This window comes from Massilia sp. NBRC 108631, assembly GCF_059704565.1.
Map to the genome: position 1 here is coordinate 1 of NZ_BAAKJE010000129.1, position 24,005 is coordinate 24,005.

The 24,005-nt window shown below is 66.2% G+C and carries 23 protein-coding genes; 14 read left to right on the top strand and 9 right to left on the bottom strand.

Annotation, left to right across the window (positions count from 1 at the left end; genetic code table 11):
- Positions 1-704 (top strand): aminotransferase class III-fold pyridoxal phosphate-dependent enzyme (locus AC6H42_RS14405; RefSeq protein WP_497548341.1); only part of this gene is annotated, 704 nt, incomplete at its 5' end.
- Positions 705-776: 72 nt separating this feature from the next.
- On the opposite strand, the gene AC6H42_RS14410 is transcribed toward AC6H42_RS14405, so the two are convergent.
- Genes AC6H42_RS14410 through AC6H42_RS14420 form a run of 3 tightly spaced genes read right to left on the bottom strand, consistent with a single transcriptional unit; the run spans position 777 to position 4,516 of the window.
- Positions 777-1,628 (bottom strand): fumarylacetoacetate hydrolase family protein, encoded by an 852-nt coding sequence (locus AC6H42_RS14410; protein ID WP_057153067.1) that lies wholly within the window; start codon positions 1,626-1,628, stop codon positions 777-779.
- Positions 1,576-3,108: an MFS transporter gene (locus AC6H42_RS14415; protein ID WP_497548342.1), complete on the bottom strand. Its 1,533-nt coding sequence runs from the start codon at positions 3,106-3,108 to the stop codon at positions 1,576-1,578. Before AC6H42_RS14415 ends, AC6H42_RS14410 begins: the two co-directional genes overlap by 53 nt.
- A 13-nt stretch (positions 3,109-3,121) precedes the next feature.
- Positions 3,122-4,516, bottom strand: coding sequence for a KamA family radical SAM protein (locus tag AC6H42_RS14420; RefSeq protein WP_057153066.1), 1,395 nt, complete (start codon positions 4,514-4,516; stop codon positions 3,122-3,124).
- 237 nt (positions 4,517-4,753) lie between these two features.
- Here AC6H42_RS14420 and AC6H42_RS14425 point away from each other — a divergent pair, with 237 nt between their 5' ends.
- Together AC6H42_RS14425 and AC6H42_RS14430 are read left to right on the top strand one after the other, a co-directional pair.
- Complete coding sequence (locus tag AC6H42_RS14425; protein WP_229418063.1) at positions 4,754-5,209, top strand: cache domain-containing protein; 456 nt, start codon at positions 4,754-4,756, stop codon at positions 5,207-5,209.
- A gap of 42 nt (positions 5,210-5,251) precedes the next feature.
- On the top strand, positions 5,252-6,910 hold the full coding sequence (locus tag AC6H42_RS14430; RefSeq protein WP_497548343.1) for a methyl-accepting chemotaxis protein: 1,659 nt from the start codon (positions 5,252-5,254) through the stop codon (positions 6,908-6,910).
- Positions 6,911-7,067: 157 nt separating this feature from the next.
- On the opposite strand, the gene AC6H42_RS14435 is transcribed toward AC6H42_RS14430, so the two are convergent.
- Positions 7,068-7,643 carry a DNA-3-methyladenine glycosylase gene (locus AC6H42_RS14435; RefSeq protein ID WP_497548344.1) on the bottom strand — a complete coding sequence of 192 codons (576 nt, stop codon included), beginning with the start codon at positions 7,641-7,643 and terminating at the stop codon, positions 7,068-7,070.
- Between the two features lie 173 nt (positions 7,644-7,816).
- On the opposite strand from AC6H42_RS14435, the gene AC6H42_RS14440 reads away from it, so the two are divergent.
- The 5 genes from AC6H42_RS14440 to AC6H42_RS14460 all read left to right on the top strand — a co-directional run bounded on the left by AC6H42_RS14440 (position 7,817) and on the right by AC6H42_RS14460 (position 15,137).
- The gene (locus tag AC6H42_RS14440; RefSeq protein WP_497548345.1) at positions 7,817-8,683 is read left to right on the top strand and encodes an HDOD domain-containing protein; all 867 of its coding nucleotides are present in this window, start codon (positions 7,817-7,819) and stop codon (positions 8,681-8,683) included.
- Between the two features lie 19 nt (positions 8,684-8,702).
- Positions 8,703-9,893, top strand: a complete 1,191-nt coding sequence (locus AC6H42_RS14445) for a DUF2863 family protein (RefSeq protein ID WP_057153061.1) — start codon at positions 8,703-8,705, stop codon at positions 9,891-9,893.
- 102 nt (positions 9,894-9,995) lie between these two features.
- Complete coding sequence (locus AC6H42_RS14450) at positions 9,996-11,174, top strand: tetratricopeptide repeat protein (protein ID WP_057153060.1); 1,179 nt, start codon at positions 9,996-9,998, stop codon at positions 11,172-11,174.
- 58 nt (positions 11,175-11,232) lie between these two features.
- On the top strand, positions 11,233-13,227 hold the full coding sequence (locus AC6H42_RS14455) for a CocE/NonD family hydrolase (RefSeq protein ID WP_057153059.1): 1,995 nt from the start codon (positions 11,233-11,235) through the stop codon (positions 13,225-13,227).
- 50 nt (positions 13,228-13,277) lie between these two features.
- Complete coding sequence (locus AC6H42_RS14460; protein ID WP_497548346.1) at positions 13,278-15,137, top strand: methyl-accepting chemotaxis protein; 1,860 nt, start codon at positions 13,278-13,280, stop codon at positions 15,135-15,137.
- Positions 15,138-15,183: 46 nt separating this feature from the next.
- Here AC6H42_RS14460 and infA read toward each other — a convergent pair whose 3' ends face one another.
- A complete protein-coding gene (infA, locus tag AC6H42_RS14465) occupies positions 15,184-15,447 on the bottom strand; it encodes a translation initiation factor IF-1 (protein ID WP_057153057.1) in 264 nt (87 codons plus the stop codon).
- 374 nt (positions 15,448-15,821) lie between these two features.
- Here infA and AC6H42_RS14470 point away from each other — a divergent pair, with 374 nt between their 5' ends.
- Positions 15,822-16,550: a hypothetical protein gene (locus AC6H42_RS14470; protein WP_057153056.1), complete on the top strand. Its 729-nt coding sequence runs from the start codon at positions 15,822-15,824 to the stop codon at positions 16,548-16,550.
- A 37-nt stretch (positions 16,551-16,587) separates the two neighbouring features.
- On the opposite strand, the gene AC6H42_RS14475 is transcribed toward AC6H42_RS14470, so the two are convergent.
- Both AC6H42_RS14475 and AC6H42_RS14480 read right to left on the bottom strand, forming a co-directional pair.
- Positions 16,588-17,931, bottom strand: a complete 1,344-nt coding sequence (locus tag AC6H42_RS14475; RefSeq protein WP_497548347.1) for an MBL fold metallo-hydrolase — start codon at positions 17,929-17,931, stop codon at positions 16,588-16,590.
- Between the two features lie 30 nt (positions 17,932-17,961).
- A complete protein-coding gene (locus tag AC6H42_RS14480) occupies positions 17,962-18,333 on the bottom strand; it encodes a carboxymuconolactone decarboxylase family protein (protein ID WP_057153055.1) in 372 nt (123 codons plus the stop codon).
- Between the two features lie 137 nt (positions 18,334-18,470).
- Here AC6H42_RS14480 and AC6H42_RS14485 point away from each other — a divergent pair, with 137 nt between their 5' ends.
- Together AC6H42_RS14485 and AC6H42_RS14490 are read left to right on the top strand one after the other, a co-directional pair.
- Positions 18,471-18,827, top strand: coding sequence for an ArsR/SmtB family transcription factor (locus tag AC6H42_RS14485; RefSeq protein ID WP_057153054.1), 357 nt, complete (start codon positions 18,471-18,473; stop codon positions 18,825-18,827).
- On the top strand, positions 18,824-19,948 hold the full coding sequence (locus AC6H42_RS14490; RefSeq protein WP_497548348.1) for an SRPBCC domain-containing protein: 1,125 nt from the start codon (positions 18,824-18,826) through the stop codon (positions 19,946-19,948). The genes AC6H42_RS14485 and AC6H42_RS14490 overlap by 4 nt, the downstream gene beginning before the upstream one ends.
- Here AC6H42_RS14490 and AC6H42_RS14495 read toward each other — a convergent pair.
- Positions 19,945-20,439 (bottom strand): DNA-deoxyinosine glycosylase, encoded by a 495-nt coding sequence (locus tag AC6H42_RS14495; protein ID WP_497548349.1) that lies wholly within the window; start codon positions 20,437-20,439, stop codon positions 19,945-19,947. The genes AC6H42_RS14490 and AC6H42_RS14495 overlap by 4 nt on opposite strands.
- A gap of 77 nt (positions 20,440-20,516) precedes the next feature.
- On the opposite strand from AC6H42_RS14495, the gene AC6H42_RS14500 reads away from it, so the two are divergent.
- Genes AC6H42_RS14500 through AC6H42_RS14510 form a run of 3 tightly spaced genes read left to right on the top strand, consistent with a single transcriptional unit; the run spans position 20,517 to position 22,430 of the window.
- Positions 20,517-20,954 (top strand): Mpo1 family 2-hydroxy fatty acid dioxygenase, encoded by a 438-nt coding sequence (locus AC6H42_RS14500; RefSeq protein WP_497548350.1) that lies wholly within the window; start codon positions 20,517-20,519, stop codon positions 20,952-20,954.
- Positions 20,955-21,012: 58 nt separating this feature from the next.
- Entirely contained in the window at positions 21,013-21,945 is a 933-nt protein-coding gene (locus tag AC6H42_RS14505; protein WP_057153052.1) for a DMT family transporter, read from the top strand.
- Positions 21,942-22,430 (top strand): GNAT family N-acetyltransferase, encoded by a 489-nt coding sequence (locus tag AC6H42_RS14510; RefSeq protein WP_057153051.1) that lies wholly within the window; start codon positions 21,942-21,944, stop codon positions 22,428-22,430. Before AC6H42_RS14505 ends, AC6H42_RS14510 begins: the two co-directional genes overlap by 4 nt.
- Here AC6H42_RS14510 and AC6H42_RS14515 read toward each other — a convergent pair.
- A complete protein-coding gene (locus tag AC6H42_RS14515) occupies positions 22,420-23,991 on the bottom strand; it encodes a glycine betaine ABC transporter substrate-binding protein (RefSeq protein WP_497548354.1) in 1,572 nt (523 codons plus the stop codon). The two genes, AC6H42_RS14510 and AC6H42_RS14515, sit on opposite strands and share 11 nt — an antisense overlap.
- Positions 23,992-24,005: the final 14 nt, after the last annotated feature.

The window sequence follows — 24,005 nt, forward strand, 5'->3', positions numbered from 1 at the left end:
CGGTGGTGGGCGCCACCGGCGGCGCCATTACCGCCACGCCCGGCTACTTCAAGGGCGTGCGCGCGCTGTGCGACAAGTACGGCGTGCTGCTGATCGCCGACGAGGTGATGTGCGGCATGGGCCGCACCGGCACGCTGTACGCGGTGGAGCAGGAAAACGTGCTGCCGGACCTGGTGGCGCTGGGCAAAGGGCTGGGCGCCGGCTACCAGCCGATCGGCGCGGTGCTGGCCCGCGAACACGTGGTGCAGCGCATCCGCGAAGGCAGCGGTGTGTTCCAGCACGGGCACACGTACATCGGCCACCCGGTGGCTGCGGCGGCGGCGCTGACGGTGCAGCGCGTGATCCAGCGCGACTGCCTGCTGGGCGCGGTGACCGTGCGCGGGGCGGCGTTCCGGCGCATGCTGAAGGAGGCTTTCGGCAACCATCCGCACGTGGGCGATATCCGGGGACGGGGGCTGTTCTGGGCGCTGGAGCTGGTGCAAGAACGCGAGAGCAAGGAGCCGTTCGCGCCGGCCGCCAGGATGCATGCGGCGGTCAAGGAGGCGGCCATGGGGCGCGGGCTGATGGTGTATCCGATGGGAGGCACCATCGACGGCGAGCGCGGCGACCATGTGCTGCTGGCGCCACCCTTCATCGCCACCGAGGCGGAGCTGGCGGAGATCGTGGGGCGGCTGCAGGAGGCGCTGGCCAGGGCGCTGGCGTGACGTGGCCGCTCGGGGCTACGCCACAACCTCCCTGCGAAATGCGCAGCCGTGCAAGCGCCTGGCCCGCCGCGGTCAATACTGCTGGTAAGCGATGACGTCCTGCTGCTGTTCGCCCAGGCCGGCGATACCGAGGCGCATGAAGTCGCCCTTCTTCAGGAAGCGCTTCGGCTTGCGCGCGTTGCCCACGCCGGGCGGCGTGCCGGTGGCGATCACGTCGCCCGGTTCCAGCGTCATGTACTGCGACAGGTAGCTGACGATCTGGCGCACCGAGAAGATCATGTTTTCGGTGCTGCCGGTCTGCATGCGCTTGCCGTTCAGTTCCAGGTACAGGTCCAGCTTGTCGATGTGGTAGACCTCGTCGCGCGTCACCAGCCATGGACCGACCGGACCGAAGGTGTCGCAGCCCTTGCCCTTGTCCCACTGCGAGCCCTGCTCCAGCTGGTACTCGCGTTCGGACAGGTCGTTGACCACGCAGTAGCCGGCGATGTGCTTCTCGGCGTCGGCCTCGCTCACATAGCGCGCGCGCGTACCAATGATGATGCCCAGCTCCACTTCCCAGTCGGTCTTCCTGGAACCCTTCGGCAGCATCACGGGATCGTCCGCGCCGGACAGGCAGGTGGTGGCCTTCATGAACACGATCGGTTCCTTCGGAATCGGCAGATTCATCTCGGCTGCATGATCGTAGTAGTTCAGACCGATGCCGATGAACTTGCCCACTTTCGCCACCGGTACGCCCATGCGCGGATTGCCGCGCACCAGCGGCAGGTCCGCGTGCGCGATCTTGGACAGCTTCTTGATGGCCTTGTCGGACAGCTGCTCGGGACCGATGTCATCGATCACGCCGGACAGGTCGCGCAGCTTGCCTTCATCATCAATCAGGCCGGGCTTCTCTTTGCCGGGACGGCCGTAACGAACCAGTTTCATAATCTTCCTTGGAGTTGATAGCCGCCATTTTACCGGATCGCGCGGAGCGACCCCGGCGGCGCGCAAGGAAGCGTACCAGCCCGGCCAGTTGCAGCAGCACCAGCACGCCGAACGCGGTACGGTAAGCCACGGCCGGATAGTGCTGCAAGGCGTCCGGCCGCCACAGTCCGACGATGGCGCCGAAGCCCGCCTGCACGGCGAACGCGCCCAGGAATATCAACAGGTTCAGGCACGTGGAGGCGCGTCCGGTGAGCGCCGGCGGCATGGCCTGCGCGACGATGGCGTACTCGATTCCGGTGATGGTGCCCACCAGCGTAAACAGCACCGACAGCAGCTGGTAGCTGGGCGCCCAGTCCAGCACGAAGCCGCACTGGATGGCGATGTAGAGGGCGATGCCGGCGGCCGCCACGCTGAGCGGCGCGATGTTTTTGCGCGCGGCCCATTCAGTGATCATGCCGACCGAGATGGCGCCGAAGATGACAGCCGCCATGCCGAGGTAAAGCAGCCAGGCGATGGCCTGCTGGTCGAAGTGCGCCACGTCGTTCAGCCAGCGCGCGACCCACAGGCCCTGGATGCCGAAGAACACGGCGTGCGGCATCAGCACCAGGCAGGCGGTCTCGCGGAACATGGGATTGGCGCAGACCTCGGCCAGCATGCGCCGCGTGAAGGAAGTGCGCGGCGTCTCCGGCGGCGTCGGCGCCAGCAGGAAAATCAGCAGCGCGACGATGGCGCAGCCGGCCGCCAGCGCGATGAACAGCCAGCGCCAGTCGATGTAGTGCAGCGCCAGCCGCACCGGCAAGGTGGCGCTGGCCGCGCCCAGGCCGCCGGCGGCGATCAGGTAGCCTTGCACCGACGGCAGCCTGGCCGGCGAGATCCAGGTGGAGATGGATTTGACGGCGGCCATGAAGCAGCCCGCCAGGCCGATGCCCATCAGCGCGCGCGCCAGCAGCAGCTGGTTCAGCTCGCGGCTGCCGGCAAACGCCAGCGCGCCCGCGGCGGCCAGGCACAGCATGGCGAACTGCACGCGGCGCGGGCCGTAGCGGTCCAGCGCCACGCCCACCGGCAGCTGCACCAGCGCAAAAGAGAAGAAATAGGCGCTGGTGAGCAGTCCAAGCTGGGCGGGCGTGAGCGCCAGTTCGGCCATCAGCTGCGGCGCCAGGACGGCGTTCACATTGCGCAGCAAGCTGGAGAGGTAGTGGCCCAGCGCGAACGGCAGGAACACCAGCAAGAACACCTGCGCGCCCGGCAGCGAGCCGGGTTGGCGCACGCGGCCGATAACGGCCGGAACGCCATATGCCAGCCATGACGATGCGCTGGCCGCGGCTCCATGGCCGGTTGCGGAACCCGCCCCACGGGGTGGCGGCCCGCACGCGGCATCGGCAGGATCGGCGCCTGCGTAGGGCGGGCTAGACGCCGTCGTATCCCGCCAAGCCTGCGCCTCGGCGGCGCGCGCGCCACCGTCGGAATCCCCATCGGCCATGGCGTCATCTCCATCAGGCCGCGTTGCTGCGCGAGCCGCAGGACGGCGACGGCACCGCGCCGGCGCGCGCGGTGGCAAGCCGAATGATCTTGCGCGGCGGCGTCTGGCCTTCCTCGAAGAAGAACTTCTCCTTGCCGAAAGCCGGCACCAGCTCGTCCATCCACGTGGCGTCGGCATCGTACCTGGCATAAAACGGCCTGCGCACCCAGTCCGCATTGCGCGCCTGCAGGAACTGCAAGGCGAACACCTTTTCGCCGGCGATGGTGGCCACGCCGTCGATCACCACCTTGCCCGGGAATGCGCTCATGGACGGCCCGCGCACCGTGCGCGACAAGCCGGACACCATCTGGTAAGCCTGCTGGAAAATTTCGTGCGCGCGCGCCAGCGGCAGCTGGAAGTACTCGCGCGGCCCGGTGTCCCGCTCCACGAACATGTAGTACGGAATGGCCCCCAGCCGCACGCCGGTGGTCCACAGCTCGGCCCAGCTCTTCGGGTCCTCGTTGATGTGGCGGATCAGCGGCCCCTGCATGCGCAGGGTGGCGCCGGTGCCGACGATGCGCTTGACCGCCTTCTGCGCAATCTCCTGCCTCAGCTCCACCGCGTGGTTGTAGTGTCCCATGATGGCCATGTTCTTGCCCGACGCAACCACCCGCTCGAACAGGCGCAGCAAATCATCTGCATCCTTGTCGGACACGAAGCGCTGCGGCCAATACGCCACCGACTTGGTGCCGATGCGGATGTTCTGGATGTGCGCCAGCTCCGGCGCCAGCAGGGGTTCGATGAACGCTGTAAGCGAGCGCGTATTCATGATCAGCGGGTCGCCGCCGGTAATCAGCACGTCCGTCACTTCCTTGTGCTCGCGCAGGTAAGCCGCCAGCTGCGCCGTTTCCCTGGCGTCGAATTTCATGTCCTCCATGCCCACGAACTGCGGCCAGCGAAAGCAGAAAGTGCAGTAAGCGTGGCAGGTCTGCCCGGCGCTGGGGAAAAACAGCACCGTCTCCTTGTACTTGTGCTGCAGGCCTTTCAGCGGCGCGTCGTTCACGCGCGGCACGTTGTGCGTCATCTGTCCGGCCGGGTGCGGGTTCATGCGCATGCGCAGGCCGTGCACGTAGCGCGCAATGGCCGCGTCGTCCTTCTTCGCCAGCACCAGGTCGCGCAGGTGCGCGTACTCCTCCGGCGCCAGCATGTCGCGGTGCGGGAAGACCAAGCGGTAGATCGGATCGTCCGGCACCTTGTTCCAGTCGATCAGCTGGTCCAGCACATACTCATTGGTGCGGAACGGCAGCACATGCGACACCACTTGCGTCGCTTCACGCAAGTGGTCCGGCATCCACGCCCACTGGCGGGCCTGGTTGATGGTCTGGCGGGTGTAGGGCTTGAACTTCACGGGCAACGAGTCTGCGGTCATTGCAATCTCCCGGGTGATGGAAATTTGGGTGGGAACTTCATCGTAGTTTTCAACGGCCGGGCCGCGTTGCCGAGGATCAAGTTGCACCCGGCTATTTTCCAGAAAGGCACGTTTTCTTGACGCATCCGCAGCGGCTGAAGATGACTCGCAGCAAGCTTGCGCTATCGCAATTCGGACGCTGCCTGCGGGACGTAAAGTAATCCGACACACAACTCACGGAGGACCTCCATGAAACGCATGCTGATCGGCACCCTGCTCTGCCTGGGCGCAGCTGCCACCATCTCGTCGGCCCGGGCCAGCGCCGAGCCGAGCGAGAAAGACGCCATCGCGATGGCCGAACGCGGCGCCGCCTTCATCAAGGCCAACGGCAAGGAAGAAATGATGAAGAAGATCAGCGCCAAGGACCCGGAGTTCCTGCAGGGTTCGCTGTACGTGGACATGCGCGACATCCACACCGGCATCGTGCTGGCCCACCCGGTCAATCCGGCCATCGTCGGCAAGGACCTGACAGACGTACCGGATGCCAACGGCAAAAAGTACCGCCGCGAGATCATCGAGCTGGCCGCCAAGAAGGGCAAGGGCTGGGTCGACTACATGTACAAGAACCCGACCAGCGGCAAGATCGAACCGAAGACCACCTACATCCTGCGGGTGGGCGACGTGGTGCTGGAAGCCGGCATCTACAAGAAGTAGCAGAAGTAGCGAGCGAATGCGAACCTGGCCGGGGAGGCTGCCATGCTGAACAAACTGCGGATCGGACCGAAACTGCTGCTGGCGCCCTGCCTGGTGCTGGTGCTGCTGGTGGTCACCTCGGCCAGCGCCTACTACGGCATGGTGCGCCAGAACGCCTCGATGGAAAACCTGGTGCAGGTGCGCGCCGCGCGCCTGCAAGCCACCGCCAGCGTGATGGGCGACGCCAGGTTCGCGCACGCCAATATCTACCAGCTGCTGGCCTGGATCAACGGCAGTTTCGCACAGGCGCGCCTGGACGCGCTGAGTGCGCAAATCAAGGCGCGCCATGCCAGCGTGGACAAGCAGCTGGCCGCGCTGGCCGGCGTGGCCGACCCGGCCGAACGCAAATTCGTCGACGCCTCCGCGCAGGCGCTGGCCGGCTACCGCAAACAGGTGCTGGAGACCATGGAGATCGCCGCGGTCGACCAGTCCATCGCCACCAATTCCATGGCCAAGGCAGAGGCGCAGTTCGTGCTGCTCAACGAGCAGCTGGGCCAGCTGGCCGCGCTGGAGAAGCACCTGAGCGAACAGGCCCACAGCCAGGCCCGGGCCGACTTCCAGGCGCTGGGCGTGACCATGGCCGGGCTGGTGCTGCTGTCGATCGCGCTGTCGCTGCTGGCCACGGTACGGGTGCGCGCCGCGCTGCTGCGCGACATCCACGCCATCGGCGACGCAGTGCGCGAACTGGCCGCCGGCCGGCTGGCGCTGGGCAAGCGCAACGAAGGGCGCGACGAAATCGCCGACACGGCACGCGCGCTGGACCAGACCATCGCCAACCTGAGCCAGACGCTGCGCACCGTCACCGGCGCGGTGCAGTCGATCGACACTGCCTCGCACGAAATCGCCAGCGGCAACCTGGACCTGTCCAACCGCACCGAACGCCAGGCCGCGTCGCTGGAAGAAACCGCCAGCGCCATGCAAAACCTGACCCAGGCGGTGCGCCAGAACGCCGACAACGCACGCCTGGCCTGCGCGCTGGCGGCCAGCGCCAGCGGCCTGGCCAGCAAGGGCGGCGCGGCGGTGGCGCAAGCGGTCAACAGCATGGACACCATACGGGCCAGCTCGCGCAAGATCGTGGAAATCATCGGCGTCATCGACGGCATCTCGTTCCAGACCAATATCCTGGCGTTGAACGCGGCAGTGGAAGCGGCGCGCGCGGGCGAGTCCGGGCGGGGCTTTGCCGTGGTGGCCGCCGAAGTGCGTACGCTGGCGCAACGCTCGGCCGGCGCCGCCAGGGAGATCAAGGCCCTGATTGCGGACTCGGTGGCCACCATCGACAGCGGCAGCGCCTGCGTGAACCAGGCCGGCAGCAGCATGGACGACATCGTGGCGTCGGTGCAGCAGGTGAACGACATCATCACCCGCATCAGCGACGCCAGCGCAGAGCAGGCGCAGGGCATCGCCGAGGTCAACCAGGCGGTGGAACGGATAGACGACGTAACGCAGCAGAACGCCGCGCTGGTGGAGCAAGCCGCCGCCGCCGCCGAGAGCCTGCAGCAACAGGCGGCGCAGCTGTCGCTCGCGGTCGGCGTGTTTCAGCTTGACGGCAGCGGCGCCACCAGCGCCGCCGCCGAACGCCGGGCCGAAAACAGCCCGATGCGAAGTACGGCGCTGCTACCCGGAGCACGCCCCAGCAAGAAGTCCCAACGCCGCGCAGCTTGACGCTGAATCAGAAGAACTTGACCGGCTGCCATTTAAATTGATAACTCGACATCATCCAAAAATTGGACGGGGCCGGCAGTCCGCGATTGGCCGCCGTCCGTAGCGATACGACATTCGCGCACGAACTGATCACGGCCATCCCTTGTTCCGCCAGCGCCTACCTGAATGGCCGGCTCAGGAAGCGCGAGCCGGCTTCGCCGAAACGCCACGGCAGCTCGACCGCCTTGGAAATCCCGATGCGCGGGCCCACGGCCAGCGCTGCCGGCAACAGCGGCACCGAGGGCGCCACCAGCTCGAACGGCGCAGCCGTCAACGCCAGACCGTTGTGCGCGCGCGTCACCGCCATCGCCTGGCACAGCTTGCCCGGCCCTGAACACAGCATGCGCACATCCTCACCGCCGCGCCGCACGCGCATCGCGTCCAGCCCGGCCAGCGGCTCGATGGCCCGTATCAGCACCCCGGCGCCGTGCCCTGCCTCGCGGCACACAAAATTCAAGCACCAGTGGATGCCATGCGACAAATACACATAAGCATGCCCCGGCGGCCCGAACATGGAAGCGTTGCGCGCGCTAGGCCCGCTGAAGGTGTGCGCGGCCGGCTCGGTCATGTCGTAGGCCTCGGTTTCCACGATGCGCCCGCCCACGCCATCCACCAGCACGGTCACACCGATGAGCTGCGGCGCCACCTCGTGCGAAGGTGCGTTAAAATCTATCCCAGCAATGATAGTAGTCATAAGTGCAATACTAGCGCGCCCCAGCGGCGCACGCTTGCATGCACGCGGTGCACATCTGCCAATGTTTCGCCGGCACGTGCTGCATTTACACTTTTTTTCTCGGAATTTTGCGCTACAGCAACGCGGAACGAGCGATAATCAGCAATTCGTGCGGACCCGCCCCCCAACCAATCATGAACTCAGTTGCTGCCCCAGCCCCGGTAATCGCCTCCACGGTAGAGGACGCGCTGCTGCGCTCGATCCGCATACCGCCGCGTCCCAGCCTGCTGGTCGATCTGCAACGGGAACTGGCGGAAACCGATCCTTCGCCACGCCGCATCGCCCGCATCATCGGCAACGACGTCGGCATGTCCGGCGCGCTGCTGAAGCTGGCCAATTCGCCTTTCTTCGGCGCCGCGCGCAAGGCCAAGTCGGTCGAGCAGGCCATCAATTTCCTCGGTATTAACCAGTGCGCCGCGCTGCTCACCGGGCTGCTGGCGCGCCAGGCCATCGACGGCAAGGACGGCAACCTGGACAGCTTCTGGGAAATCTCGGCGCGCCGCGCGCAGGCACTGGTGTTCACCTCGCACAGGCTGCGCATCGCGCCGCCGGACATCGCCCACACCTTCGGCCTGTTCTGCGACATCGGCGTGCCGCTGCTGATGAGCCGCTTCCCGGACTATAAAGACACCTTCGCCATCGCCAGCCGCGACGCCGAACAGAAATTCACGCTGGTCGAGGATGCCCGCCACAGCACCAACCACGCCGCCATCGGCTGCCTGCTGGCACGCAACTGGGGCTTGTCGCCGGACGTGTCCTGGGCCATCCTGCACCATCACGACTACGCCGTGATGAACGACGACGCCACCGACGACGCGGTGCGCTCGCTGGTCGCGCTCTCGGTATTGGCCGACAAGGGCATCCAGCGCCTGCACGGCTACGGCAGCTCGCTGGAGTGGGACAAGGGCGGCGACATCGCCTGCGCCCACCTCGGCTTGTCCGAGGACGAAACCGCCGACCTGCTCGACGAATTGCACGAAACCTTCCACACCGAACATTAAATACGCCATCAGCGCACACATGCCTAAAAATAAGCGCCCCGCTCCCCGCAAGAACAGCACCCCACCCGAAGAAAAAGAAGAATTCCTGGCCGAGGCGCTGTGCGCCACCGCGCTGGAACTGGCCGAGCAGGAGGACAGCGACCAGCTGAGCGCCGAGCTGCGCCAGAAGGCCGCCGAATTCCCGCGCCAGGTGCGCAAGTACGTGCAGCAGAAGAAGGACGAGCTGCTCTACAGCGCCATCGAACTGGCCCGCTTCGAAGACGTGGACGCCTACCGCCTGCTGCGCGAGACCGTCGAAGAGGCGGCCGGCACGGTGCTGATCCGCCGCGAAGGCCAGCCCGACATCGAGATCAACGCCTTCGCCATTCCGGTGTTCGTGCACAGCACGGGCGGGCTGGTGCAGGCGCAGGAATTCCAGGACGAAGCCGCGTTCGACGCACTGCTGCAGAGCTTTACCAAGGACGGCCTGGAAAGCCCGAAAGCCAAGGTGGTGCTGGTGCAGCATGCCTACGACCTGGACGAGATCGACCGCGTCAGCTACAGCCAGCTCAACGCCATGGTGCGCGAGGCGGCCACCTCGATGATGGAAAAGAAAATGCAGGCTGCGCCCGCGCTGGAGCGCAGCATGGGCGGCTGGGCGCCAACCGGCTTCGGCGCGGACGACACGGCGGTGGAACTGCGCTTCCTGCTGGGCTTTGCGCTGAAGCGCGCCGACGACCCGTTCTACCAGCCGCCGCAAGGCGAGCAGGAACAGGACGACTACTACGCCGCGCGCATGGAGCGCTACCGCCAGTGGACCTTGAAGGCGGCGCCGCTGGTGCAGCGCTGCCTGGCCGGCGCGCGTCCGCTGGAGCTGAACTTCCTGTACCAGGACCTGTTCTACGGCGCCAAGGAACAGGCGCAGGCCGAATACGCCATGCTGGACATGATGGCCAAGCTGGGCCAGGCGCTGCAGGCGCATCCGGAGGCCAGCGCCGTCATCGCCCCGGCCGACGTGCGCGGCGACATGGTGCTGCGCGTGACCCTGTACGGCGCGCCCGGCGGCGCCGTGCTGCTGTGCTGCGACAAGCCGATCGACCTCGGCTGCGACCTACAGCTGGAGGTGGACGACATCGCCGACGCGCTGGCCACCATCGGCCTGCACGCAGTGTCCGTGGCGCAGCGTTTCGACGCCCAAGGGCAACCGGTGGAAGCCAGGCCGCTGGGCTAAAATCCCCGCCATTCTGCCCTGCGGAGGGCTGCTGCAACGCCGCATATTTGCCGTTTGACAGTGGCATGGCAGCCGAGGATACTTGTTTCATGGAGGTGTACCATGAAACGCTTTACCGCCCTGCTCCTGTCGCTCACCGCATCGCTGCTGCTGGCCGGTTGCGCCACGGTGGCGCCGCCTCCGCCGTCCGCGCAGCTGTTCCAGGATGAGCTGTTCGGCCAGCCCGACCCCGACATCAACGCCGGCCAGATTTTCGCTCTCACCGACGAAATGAAGAAGTACGCGCAAACGCTGGCGCATTCGCGCGCCAGGCGCGAGCCGCAACTGATCCTGTTCGACGCGCTGTACAAGCGCGACCAGCTCAAGCTTGAGTACGACGCCACCATGACCCGCAACGCCGCCCAGACCTTCGAGGCGCGGCGCGGCAACTGCCTGTCGCTGGTGGTGATGACGGCGGCCATGGCGCGCGAAATGGACATGTCGGTGCAATACCAGGCCGTCACCACCGAGGAGACCTGGAGCCGCACCGGCAACCTGTACTTCGCCAGCGGCCACGTGAATCTGGTGCTGGGCAAGTCGCGCATGAAGGACACGCACAATGTGGAGCCGAACCAGTTCATGGTGGTGGATTTCGAGCCGCCCGCGGAAACCAGGAACCTGGTGACGGTGCCCATCCCGGAACAGCGCATCGTCGCCATGTTCATGAACAACCGCGCCGCCGAGTCGCTGGCGCGCAAGGAACTGCAGCGGGCCTACTGGTGGGCGCGCAAGGCGACCCAGGCCGACCCCACTTTCTTCAGCTCCTACAATACGCTGGCCATCGTCTACCAGCACCACGGCAACCTGCCGCAGGCGGAAGCGGCACTGCGCTACGCCCAGCAGCTGCAGCCGAACAACACCATTGCCATGTTCAACCTGGTGCAGGTGCTCGACAACATGGGCCGCACGCTGGAGGCGGCGGCCATACGCGAGGAGCTGGCGCGGCTGGAGCCGTACCCGCCCTTCCATTATTTCAACCTTGGCCAGAAAGCCATGAAGGAAGGCGACTACAAGAAGGCGCGCCACCTGTTCGCGCGCGAAGTGGACCGGGCGCCCTACTATCATGAGTTCCATTTCTGGCTGGCGGTCGCGTCCTACTACCTGGGCGACATGAAAACCGCCGACAAGCACATGAAACTGGCGATGGACAACAGCACCACGCGCAGCGACCACGACCTGTACGCGGCCAAGCTGGACCGGCTGAAGTTCCAGGAACGCCAACGCAACGCCTACTCAAATTGACAACATGCGCGATGGGCGGGTTACACTGATGGGCTCAGCCCCGACTATGTAAACGCCCATGACCGCACCACGCACCGCACCGCACGCTCCACTACGCACCGCCCTTTCCGGCCTGGCCCTCGGCCTGCTGCTGGCCTTCGGCGCCGCGCACGCCGGCAACGACGCCCCCGCCGCCGATACCTATTCGGTGCGCGAGCACTACACCAAGTACGAGTACCGCATCCCCATGCGCGACGGGGTGCGCCTGTTCACCGCCGTCTACGTGCCCAAGGACAGCTCGCAACGCTATCCCTTCCTGATGCAGCGCACGCCCTACAGCGCCGGCGTGACGGCCGATGAGAAGCTGCGCTACGGCGTGGACTTCTATCCCAAGCACCTCGGCCCGTCGCGCGCGTTCGAAACCAGCGGCTACATCTTCGTCAAGCAGGACGTGCGCGGCCGCTTCATGTCCGAGGGCAAGTGGCAGGAGATGACGCCGCACCTCAACGCCAAGCGCCAGCCGGGCGAAGGCAACGAAAGCCAGGACATGTACGACACGGTGGAGTGGCTGCTGAAGAACGTGCCCAACAACAATGGCAAGGTCGGCATCCACGGCATCTCCTACCCCGGTTTCTACACGTCGGCCAGCATCATCGATTCGCACCCTGCCATCAAGGCCGCTTCGCCGCAGGCGCCGGTGACCGACCTGTACATGGGCGACGATTCCTACCACGGCGGCGCCTTCATGCTGGCCGCCAATTTCGACTTCTACGCCGCCTTCACGGAAGAGCCGAACCCGACGCCGCTGCCGGCCACCTGGACCGACTTCGACTACGGCGCGAGCGACGGCTACGACTTCTTCCTGAAGCACCGCACGCTGGAGAAAATCGGCGCCACCATGACGGACAAGCAGCGCGCGCTGTTCTGGCCCAACGTGGAGCACAGCACCTACGACGCGTTCTGGCAAAGCCGCAATATCGCGCCGCACCTGAGGAACATCAAGGCGGCCGTGCTGACCGTGGGCGGCTGGTACGACGCGGAAGACCTGCAAGGCCCGTTTACCACCTACCAGTCCATCAAGCGCCACAATCCCGGCATCTACAACGGCCTGGTGATCGGCCCGTGGGTGCACGGCGGCTGGGCCGGCGACGACGGCAAGCGCCTCGGCCATGTGCGCTTCGACGCCAAGACCTCGGACTACTTCCGCCAGCACATCCTGCTGCCCTTCTTCGAGCAGCACCTCAAGGATGCGGGGGAAAAGGGCGGCAAGGCGGCCGCCGCGCCGAACGTGCGCGCCTTCGAGACCGGCAGCAACGTCTGGCGCAGCTACAGCGCCTGGCCGCCGCAGCAGGCCAGGGCGCGCACGCTGTACTTCGGCGCCAACGGCACCCTGGGCTGGCAGCAGCCGGGCGCCATCAGCGGCGCCGGCTACGACGAATACGTCAGCGATCCGGCCAAGCCGGTGCCCTACATCGGCTACCCGGCCACCGGCGTGCCGAAGGAATACATGGTCTCCGACCAGCGCTTCGCCGCCTCGCGGCCGGACGTGCTGGTATACCGCAGCGAAGTGCTGGAACAGGACGTGACGGTGGTGGGCACGGTGTCGCCCAAGCTGTTCGTCTCCACCAGCGGCACCGACGCCGACTGGGTGGTCAAGCTGATCGACGTGTACCCGGACGACTATCCGCAACCGGACGAAGGCAAGGTCGGCGGCAAGCAGGAGGAAGAGCACGACGTGGGCCCGCCGCAGGCCAACATGGCAGGCTACCAGCAGCTGGTGCGCGGCAATCCGCTGCGCGGCAAGTTCCGCCACAGCTTCGAGAAGCCGGAGCCATTCGTACCGGGCAAGGTGGAGGCGCTGAACTACAGCATCGGCGAGGTGAACCACACCTTCCGGCGCGGCCACCGCATCATGGTGCAGGTGCAAAGTTCCTGGTTCCCGCTGGTGGACCTGAACCCGCAGGCTTTCATGGAGATCCCGCGCGCCAGGCCCGAGGACTTCAAGAAGGCCACGCAGCGCGTGTATCACGCGCCGGGCATGGCGTCCGGCATAGCGGTGCAGGTTCTACCGTGAGGGATTGTTAACCGACGTTGGGAGGCAGCGTGGCGAGACTATTGAACAGCATGAGATTGTGGCAGCGTTTCGCCCTGCTGGGCATGATGGGTGTGCTGCTGGTGTTGCCTCCGCTGGTACTGTACCTCGATGGCAGCAACAAGAGCATAGACTACTCGGTCACCGAGCGCAGCGGCGTGGCGCCCAGCGAAGCGGCCATGCGCCTGCTGCAGCGGGTACAGCAGCACCGGGGCCTGTCTGCCGCCTTCGTCACCACCGGCCAGCTGGCCAACCAGCGCAGCGCCAAGGCCGAGGAAGTGGGCCGCGCGCTGGCCGAAGTGGAAACCCTGCTCAAGGGCGAGCACCGCGCCACCGCCAAGGTGCTGGCGCAGGTGCGCAACGACTGGCAGGCGCTGCAAGCCCGGGTCGCATCGCGCAGCCTGAACACGGCCGACAGCTACCAGGGCCACACCGCCCTGTGCGAAGTGCTGCTGCTCTTGCTGGAAGGCGTGGCGGACCGCTATGGCCTGGCGCTGGACCCGGACGCCGACAGCTATTACCTGATGCGCGGCGTGCTGTTCGACCTGCCGCAGCTGTCCGAAAGCACCGGCCAGCTGCGCGCCAGGGGCGCCGGCATCCTGGCCTCGAAACAGATCGACATCGACGGCCGCGCCGCCATGTACGGCTTGCTGGCCAAGGAAAGGCTGGCGATCGACAGCGCCACCCGCTCCTTCCTGAAGAGCTACGACGGCAATGCCGCCGTCGAGCGCAAGCTGGGCACGGCAGTGGCCAGCGCCATGCGCATGGCGCAGGAAGTGTCCGACCTGGCGCGCGGCAAGGTGCTGGCCGACACCATCGACTATCCTTCGTCCGACTATATCGCGTTCACCACGCGCGCCATCGACACGCAGTTCGAGGCGGCATACGCCGGCCTGGGCGAACTGGGCGCACTGATCGACGGCCGGGTCGCGCGGCAGCGCCAGACGCGCAACCTGATGGGCGCCAGCGTGGCGGTGATCGCGCTGCTGGCAGGCCTGATCGGCTGGGCCATCAGCCGCCACCTGATCCGCCAGCTGGGCGGCGAACCGGCTTACGTCAACGCAGTGCTGCTGAAGGTGGCCGAGGGCGACCTGACGCAGCACATCGCGCTGGCCGCGCGCGACAAGGACAGCATGGCGCGCTCGCTCAAGCTGATGGTGGAACGCCTGGCCGATACCGTGGGCCGGGTGCGCGAAGCGGCCGACGGCATCAGCGAAGCCGCCAGCCAGACCAGCGCCACAGCCCAGTCGCTGAGCCAGAGCTCCAGCGAACAGGCGGCCGGCGTGGAGCAGACCAGTGCCTCGGTGGAGCAGATGACGGCGTCGGTTCAGCAGAATTCGGCCAACGCCAAGGTGACGGCGGAAATCGCAGGCGATGCCGCCAGCAAGGCGCAGGCCGGCGGCGGGGCGGTGGCGGAGACGGCGGCGGCGATGCAGCAGATCGCCAGGAAGATCGTCATCATCGACGACATCGCCTACCAAACCAATTTGCTGGCGCTGAACGCGGCCATCGAGGCGGCACGCGCGGGGGAACACGGCAAGGGATTTGCGGTGGTGGCGGCCGAGGTGCGCAAGCTGGCCGAACGCAGCCAGGTGGCGGCGCAGGAAATCGGCCAGACGGCGCACGCCAGCGTCGGCATGGCCGAACAGGCGGGCGCGCTGCTGCAGGAAATCGTGCCGGCCATCGGCAAGACGTCAGGGCTGGTGCAGGAGATCAGCGCCGCTTCGGACGAACAGAGCGCCGGCATCGGCCAGATCAACCAGGCCATGGGGCAGCTCGGCCAGTCGACCCAGACCAACGCCGCCTCGTCCGAGCAGCTGGCGGCAACCGCCGAGGAACTGAGCGCCCAGGCCGAGACGCTGCAGGAGCTGGTGGCCTTCTTTAAGGTGTAAGCGGGGCCGGCGGCCGTGGCTACGGCAGCTGCGGCCCGCTGTGGCCTTAGCGGCGGCGCGGGAAGTTTTGCGTCGGCGCTGGGCCGCGTTTTTCGATGTGGCGGAAAATGATGCGGCCTTTGGTCAGGTCGTACGGCGACAGCTCGAGCGTCACCTTGTCGCCCGCCAGGATGCGGATGTGGTTCTTTTGCATTTTGCCCGAGGTATAGGCGATCAGCTTGTGGCCGTTGTCCAGGTCCACGCGGAAACGCAGTTCCGGCAGCGCTTCGGACACGACGCCACTCATTTCAATCAGTTCTTCTTTAGCCATGCATTTACTCCTGTGTGGGCGCTGCTGCGCCGAATTCGGGGACCAACTGGGGAGGACGGGAGGCGGGAAAAAAAAAGCCCGCTTGCTGCGGGCTTCGTTTCAATGTATTGCCAATAATGCTACAATCGCTGCTTGGCCCGTGCTATCTGCGCGGTGCCGGAGCTTCGGACGCCCATGCTATCTGCATGGTGCCTCCAATGTGTAAACCGACTATCGTATCTTGAACTACAATCCCCATCCGACTTGAGTGCTTCGCAGCTTTACACACGCGGCATCGCTCGTCTCCCAGGGCTCGGCGGGGTTCAGAACTCCACCGAAGACGCAAGTGTAACACAGTTTTGTGCGACGCACAAAACTATTTCGCAGAAAGAATTATGAGCACCCCCAGCGCAACCCCAGACCTGCCATTCCGCGCCACCACCGACGAAGCCTGCGCCTGGCTGGCCCAGCAGACCGCCACCCCGTGGACGCTGGCGCGGCTGATCGAACAAGGGCTCACGCCCTACGTGTGGCTGGACTACGACGCCGCCTACCCCGAGCTGTTCGGCGACGCCAACGGCGGCTACGCGGCGCCCATCTTCTATGAGGGCGACACGCAGCGCCTGGCGGCCGGCAGCGCGGACGTACTGATCACCATCACCAAGGATGCGTACAAGATCGTCACGCGCCTGCCCGAGCCGGGCTTCCGGCGCGAACTGCATGCGCTGCGCTTCCTGAAGAAGGAAGTGGAAAAACTGGCCGGGCGGCTCAAGCACGAGGCCGAGGCAGCGGCCAGGCCGCCCAGGCTGGAGACCGCGCGCGAGTCGCAATTCGGCATCCCCAAGGCCGAAGTGCTGGCCGCGTTCGGCCGCCTGGCCAGGCTGGACCTGGACCAGGCGCTGGACGAGGCCATCGGCATCTTCGGCGACGACGGCGCGCGCGTGAAGGCCAGCGCGAAAAAGTCCAGGCGCAACGCGGTATGGAACCCGGTCACCCTGGCGCTCGGCCTGCACGACGTGTACGGCGTGCCGATCGGCTCCCTGAAGCGCGCCTTCAAGTCGCACGATTTCCTGTACGGCTGGAGCCAGGACTGGGAACAGTCGCTGGCTTTGCTGGGCAAATAGTGGAAGTTGCGAAGGCCGGCTTCCGCGCTCGGGCCAGCTAGCGCGCCAGCAGGCGGCGCAGCTGGGCGGCCTGGTAGGCGCCGAAGGTGTCGCTGAACAGGCAGCGGACCAGGGGGTCGTCGACGGCGTCGGCGTCCTGCAGACCGCGCTCGGTGGCGGGATCGAATACGGCGTCGTTAATGCGCATGTACATGGACGTCAGCGACTCGCCCAGCTCCAGCGCGGCATACAGCTTGGCCGCCGGGATTTCCGTGGTCCAGCCCAGCGCCGCGTTGCCGTCGTCAGCATGGGCGCCGCCGGCATCCAGGCGGTAACGGAACCGAGTGACCTGGCCGGCATGGTCGTAGACCGACAGCTGCCAGTAACGCGTCTCGTCGAAATACTCGGACGACGCTTCCGCATCGCCGTACTTCTCCAGCAGGCCGGAGCGGCAATAGTCCGTCACGCGCGCGGCCTGCGCGGCCGTCAGCGGCGCGAAATGGCGCGCGATGTCGGCCGTGCGCGGAGGCGCGGCGTTGCCTTGGTATTGATAGTCCACGTCCTGCTCGCCCACCGGCACGACCCAGGGCAGCGGCGGCGCGGCCTTCAGCGAGGCGGCATCCAGCAGCACCGACACGGATGGATTGAGCCGCACCACCTGCGCCTGCGGCAGCGCCTCGCCCACCTCCCGCGCGAACTGGCGGTAGCTGATCGGGAAGAAGGCGCGGTTGTACCAGGACCAAGGCTCCTGCAGGAACTGGCAGGAGCTCGGCACCACGTAGCGCGGCTTGAGCACCTTGAGCTGCGCGATCCACTCTTCCGGCAGTTCCGGCGGCGCGGCCGCACTGCGCGACGGCTGCAGCACCTCGATCTCGCGCATGGTCTGGAAAGGCCACAGCACCATGTCCCACGGGCCCTCCTGCGCCAGCTGGGCCAGCGTGTGGCCGTCGATCCACGAATCGACCACGTTCAGCACGTTCATGCCGGCCGCCTTCACCTGGAACATCGAATCCACGTCCGCATCCATGGCCTCGCGCGGGATCACCTCGAACGGACCGGCACGCACCGGCACATTCAGCTGCAGCTGCTGCACCTTGGCGAAGCCGAGCCGGCGCACCATCTCGAACAGCTCGTCGAAGATGCAATAGATGTACAGCGGCGTGGCGCGGTCCAGCAGGTCCAGGCTTTCGAGCGAGCAGTGGTCGTCATGGAAGTGCGAGATGAACACGGCGGCGAACTTCTGCTCGCGGATCTGCGCGTGGTCGAAACGCACGTCCGGGAAAGCGTGGCAATTGCGGCTGAACGGATTCTCGAAGATCGTATCAAACGCGATCTGCGTCCCCTCGCACTCGAACACATAGCCCGCGTGCAGTATTCTCGAAATTTTAAGTTGCTTGCTCATGCCGCATTCTACAGCGAGCAGCATGCGATCTCAGGGCGGGGTAGCCTGGGCAGTACCGGTTGCGTCAGGGGAAACGGCTTCATCATACAGCCGCAGTGCAAGCAGGCCGTGGCCGACTGCCGCGCCGGCGCGCAGGGCGGAGGCGATGAATACCGCCTCGGCGATCTCCTCGCGCGTGGCCCCTGCCCTGGCGGCGTTCTTCGCGTGCGCGTCGATGCAGTAGGAACACTGCGTGGCCAGGGCGACCGCGATGGCAATGAGTTCGCGGTACTTCTCCGGAATGGCGCCGCCTGCGCGTTCGGCAGCGGCCTTCAGGCCGAGGAAGGCTTTCGCCTCCGTGGGGGCGAGCTGGATGAGTTCTTTCGCCAGGGTCAAGTCTGCTGGGCTTTGGTATCCGGACATGTGGTCTCCTTGGGGTTGTGTGGAAGTACTGCACCAGCTAAGAGGCGGGCAAGCGCCGAAAGGATTCGCGGCACCGAAAAAATAATTCGATCGGAATCTGCTTGACTCCGGCTTGGCGCCGGTCTACATTAACCCTTATGGGTGAATATAATACAACGCAGCTGGACGATCTCTTCGTGGCGATGTCCGACGGAACGCGGCGCGCCATCCTCGCGCGGCTGGCGCAGTCGGATGCGCGGGTGACCGAGCTGGCGAGCGCTTTTCCGATTTCGCTCAACTCGACCTCCAAGCACATCCGCATTTTGGAACGCGCGGGGCTGGTCAAGCGCACCGTGCAAGGCCGCGACCATGTACTGTCCCTGAACGCCGCCCCTATGGCGGCAGCCGCCGAATGGATGGCGTTGTACCGCCGCTTCTGGGATAGCCGATTGGCGGCCCTGGAGGATTTCGTACTCAGGAACCGCAACAAGAACAAACCCGGGAGCACACAATGACACAGGCAAAGAACGGCAACAATACCGGCAGCGATGCCGAAAACACCGCGGGCACCGTGGTGGTCAGGCGCACCATTCCCGCCACCGTCGATGAACTGTTCGACGCCTGGCTGGACCCGGAAAGCCTGGCGCAGTGGATGCACCCCGGCACCACGGCGCGCAGCACCGCAAGCGTGGACGCGCGCGTCGGCGGCGCCTTCGAAGTGATCATGCACTCGCCGAACAAGCCCTTGCGCCACTACGGAGAATACCGCCACATCGAGCGCAACAAGAAGCTCGCCTTCACCTGGATCTCGGACGCCACGCACCACGCTGAAACGCTGGTGACAGTGGAATTCAACATCGCCGGCGCCGGCACGGAAATCGTGCTCACGCACGAGCGCATGCCCGGCCGCGAGGCCGGCCAGGCCCACGCACAAGGCTGGGCACAAGGCTTCGAACTGCTTGAAAATCTGGTCGCGCCCAAGCCGCTGGTGCTCGCCACCTTCGACTGGGTGCCCGAAATGCCGAGGGGCTTCGTGCGCGACATTCGCGTGCGCTGGGCACTGGAAGAAGCCGGCCTGCCCTACCGCGTCCAGAGTGTGCCGTTCAGCGGCCGCCAGGCCGAACACTTTTCGCACCAGCCCTTCGGCCAGGTGCCATGGCTGACCGACGGCGGCATGTCGGTCTTCGAGACCGGCGCCATCCTGCTGCACCTGGGCGAGCGCAGCACGGCGCTGCTGCCTGCCGACCCGCGCGGCCGCGCCGAGACCCTGGAGTGGCTGTTCGCCGCCCTCAATTCCGTCGAGATGGCCAGCCTGCCGTGGGCACTGATGCAGTTCTCGGGCAACAACGACGGCACACCGGGATGGCAAATGATGGACGACTTCCTCAAAAAATCCCGCCTCCCCCACCTGGAGCCGGTGCTGGCCCAACGCGAGTGGCTGGCCGGCTCCTTCTCCATCGCCGACATCACGATGGCCGACGTGCTGCGCCTGGTAGACCGCTTCGGCGGCCTGTCGGACTTCCCCGCCTGCCGCGCCTACCTCGCGCGCGCCACAGCCCGCCCATCCTTTGTGAAGGCCCACGCAGACCAGATGGCGCACTTTGCCGCTGCGGACGCCAGGATGGGCCCGCGCTAAAGCAGCACTTTCCACCGCTCCAGCTTTTGCGCCAGCGTCAATGACGCATGGGCTGGCGAGGTGGAAGGCAGCACCAGGGCGCGGTAGCCCTGCGCGGCAAACCCGGGCGCGAACTTGCCGGAGGTCTGGCCGTTGAAACCCACCGTTTCCAGTAGCGGACACAGTTCGCGCAAGCGGGCGAAGTCGTTGGCGGCGGGCTTGCGGATGGCCGAATCCAGGCTGCCTTGGCGCTCGCAGGCGCCCAGCACATCCCACAGCCCGAACCCGTGCGCCAGCAGGCGCGGCAGCCGCTCGCCGTAGGGCAAGCCTGCCAGGTCATCGCCGGTCAGCGCGGACAGGATGGGCCACAAGGCATTGCGCGGGTGGGCGTAGTATTGCTGTGCTGCCAATGAGGCGGCGCCGGGGAAGCTGCCCAGGATCAGGATGCGGGTGCGGGCGTCGATCACCGGGGCCAGGCCGGCCAGCGCCGTGGTTTCTTGTTTGTTCGTCATGGCCTCTTGTTGGGGCGGGGTTCCAGTGTAGAATCGGACGGTAGTGCTGAACAATAACAATGCTGGAGATTCTGAGCATGAGTGAACCGCGCCCCATCGATGTGCTGCTGGCCAAGTATAGCGAAAGCCACCTGAACCACACCAACGAGATCATCCATTTCGTGTGCGTGCCGGCCATCGCATTTTCCCTGCTGGGGCTGATCTGGTGCCTGCAGCCGCTGGCGGCGCTGGGCGTGGTGCTGCTGTCGCTGGCCTATTACGTGCGGCTGTCGATCCCGTTCGCGGCCGGCATGCTGGTGATGTCGCTGGCCATGCTGGGCGTGCTGTCGGTGCTGCCGCCGCCGTCCATCCTGCCGCTGTCGATCGCGATCTTCGTGCTGGCCTGGATCGGCCAGTTCATCGGCCACAAGATCGAGGGCAAGAAGCCGTCCTTTTTCGACGATGTGCGCTTCCTGCTGATCGGGCCGCTGTTCGTGCTGAGCTTCCTGTACCGCAAACTGAAGCTGGCGTACTGAGCCGGCCGGCAAAAGTTAGTACCGAGCAAGACACGGGGAAAGCCCGTATACTGCCCGCATGTCCTCGCCTATCCTCTTCGCCATCGCCTGCCTGATCTGGGGTTCCACTTTCTGGGCTATCACCCTGCAACTGGGCGACGTCGCCCCCGCAGTCTCCATTGTGTACCGCTTCGGCCTGGCCTCGGCCACCTTGTTCGCCTGGTGCCTGCTGCGCGGCGACCGCCTGCGCATGCCGTGGAAGGTGCAGCGCTGGATGATGCTGCAGGGCGTGGCCACCTTCGCCATCAGCTATGTCTGCACCTATACTTCCGAGCAGTACCTGGTGTCCGCGCTGGTGGCCGTGCTGTTCGTGCTGATGGTGTTCTGGACCCCGATCTGCAACCGGCTCATGTTCGGCACGCCGCTCACCTGGCGCATGTGGAATGCGGCGGCGGTGTCGATCTGCGGCGTGATCCTGCTGTTCTACCAGCCCATCCACCACGCGTGGAAGGACATCCTGTCCGGCGGCAGCGGCCATTTCCTGCTCGGCCTGGGGCTGGCGCTGTGCGCCACCGTGGCCAGCACCATCGGCAACGTGGTGGTGGTGAAGGTGCGCGAAGAATCGTCGAATGTGTTCCTGACCATGGCCTGGGCCATGTTCTGGGGCACCGTGGCGGTGGCCTGCTGGGCGCTGCTCAACGGACAGGAATTCCGCCTGCCTTCGCGCCCAAGCTACTGGGCCGGCCTGATTTACCTGTCGCTGTTCGGCTCCGTGATCGCCTTCGGCGCCTATTTCACGCTGATCCACCGCATCGGCTCGCAGAAGGCGGTGTACATCGGCGTGGTGACGCCGGTGATCTCGGTGCTGCTGTCGATCCAGCTGGAACACTACCGGCCCGGTGCCATGGAGTGGTTCGGCATGGTATTGTGCCTGTCCAGCGTGGCCTGGGCGCTGAAAGCGCCGTCGCCCGCCAAATCAACCCCTTTAGAAAGCAACCTCGAAGCATCATGAGCTCAAACAGCCTGTCCATCCGTCCCGCCCTGCCTGAAGACGTCAACGCCATTTTCGGCATGATTTTTGAGCTGGCGGTGTTTGAAAAACTGGAACACATGGTGGTGGCCGACGAGCGCAAGCTGCATGAAAGCCTGTTCGGCGACCATCCGGCTGCCGAGGCGATCGTGGGCGTGGAGGACGGCGAAGTGGTGACGTTTGCCCTGTTCTTCCATAACTTCTCCACCTTCCTGTGCCAGAAGGGCTTGTACCTGGAAGACCTGTACGTGAAGCAGAATTGCCGCGGCAAGGGCTATGGCAAGCAAATGCTGGTGGCGCTGGCGCAACTGGCGGTGGAACGCAAATGCGGCCGCTTCGAGTGGTCGGTGCTGGACTGGAACGAGAACGCCATCAAGTTCTACCAGGGCATGGGCGCCACCGTGATGCCGGACTGGCGCATCTGCCGCGTGACCGGCGACGCGCTGTCCCAGCTGGCTACCGACTGATCCGTCCCCCGGGCGCCGCCAGGCGCTCCAGCAGTTCGAACAGGCCTTGCGTGAGCAGGGCCAGCGCGGCGGCGGGCAAGGCGCCCGCCAGCAGCATATCGTTGTCGTTCAGGGCCAGGCCGATGGTGATGCGTTCGCCGTAGCCGCCGGCGCCGATAAAGGCCGCTATGGTGGCCGTCCCCACGCTCATGACCGCCGCCGTTTTCACGCCCGCCAGTATCACCGGCATGGCCAGCGGCAGCTCCACATGCACCAGCTTGTGCCATCCCCTCAGTCCCAATGCCTGTGCGGCCAGTTTCAGGCCGGGCTGCACCTGGCCGATGCCGGTGCAGGTGTTGCGCACGATGGGCAGCAGCGCGTACACGAACAGGGCCACCAGCGCGGGGCCGGTGCCGATGCTGCCCAGCAGGGGAATCATCATGGCCAGCAAGGCCAGCGAGGGGATGGTTTGCAGCACGCCGGTGAGCGCCAGCACCGTTTGCCGCAGGCGCGGGACAGAGGCGGCCAGCACGCCGAGCGGCACGCCGACCGCGCAGGCCAGCGCCACCGCCAGCAGCACCAGGGTGACGTGCTGGCGCGTGAGGGTCCACAGGCTGGCGTCGAAGATCTTGGCCAGCAGGCCGGGGCGCGAAGCCGAGCCTGCGGCCTGCTGGCCAGAGGTGGACGGGGCGGCGGCGGCGGCGGCGGCACCAGCGTCGCCCGGCGCGGCATGCGCGCTGCCGGCCGGCATGGGACGGGCGGGCTTGGCGGCGCGGGTGGCGAGCCAGGCGGCGGCGACTGCTGCGAAGCTCTTGCCTTCGACTTCGGCGGCGGCGTTCATGGCGATCATATCGGCGGCCGGGATGGCGCCCTCCAGCTGCTGGATGGCGCGCCAGGCAGCAGGGAAACGCTGGGCGGCGTCCAAGCGGTACAGCAGGACCGCGTCGTAGCGGGGGAAGTAGGCTTTGTCGTCGTCCAGCACGCGCAGGCCGTATTGGCTGATCTTGGCGTCGGTGGAATAGATGTCGATCACGTCCACCTGCTTTTGCGCCAGCGCTTCGTAGGCGATGCCATGGTCCAGGCCGACCGGCTTTTGCGCCAGGCCGTAGCGTTGCGCGAGCCCGGGCCAACCATCGGCGCGGCCGATGAATTCATGCGACAGGCCGAACTTGTAGCCGCCCTGCCCCGCCAGGCCGCTCAAGGTACGCGGCGCGCCGCTTCCGGCGTCGCCGCGCGTAGCCAAGGCGTAGGTGTTGTTGAAACCGAGCGGCACCGCCGCGCCCAGCCCCATCGGCGCCAGCTCGCGCCGCAGCTGCTCCAGCGGCGCGGATGCGCCGCGCCTGAGGATTTCCAGCGCAATGGTGCCGGTGTATTCGGGGTAGACGTCGATCTTGCCGGCCTGCAGGGCGGCCAGCACGATGGCGGTGTTGCCCAGCCCTTGCCTGTGCTCCGTTTTGACGTGCGGCGCGGCGGTCTGCGCCAGTACTTCGCCCAGCACGTAGGATTCGGTGAAGCGCTTGGAGCCGACGCGCAGCACGCCATCGTCGGCCGCGGCGGCGGCCGTCGCTGCGGCGGCGAGCAGCGCGGCGCATAGGC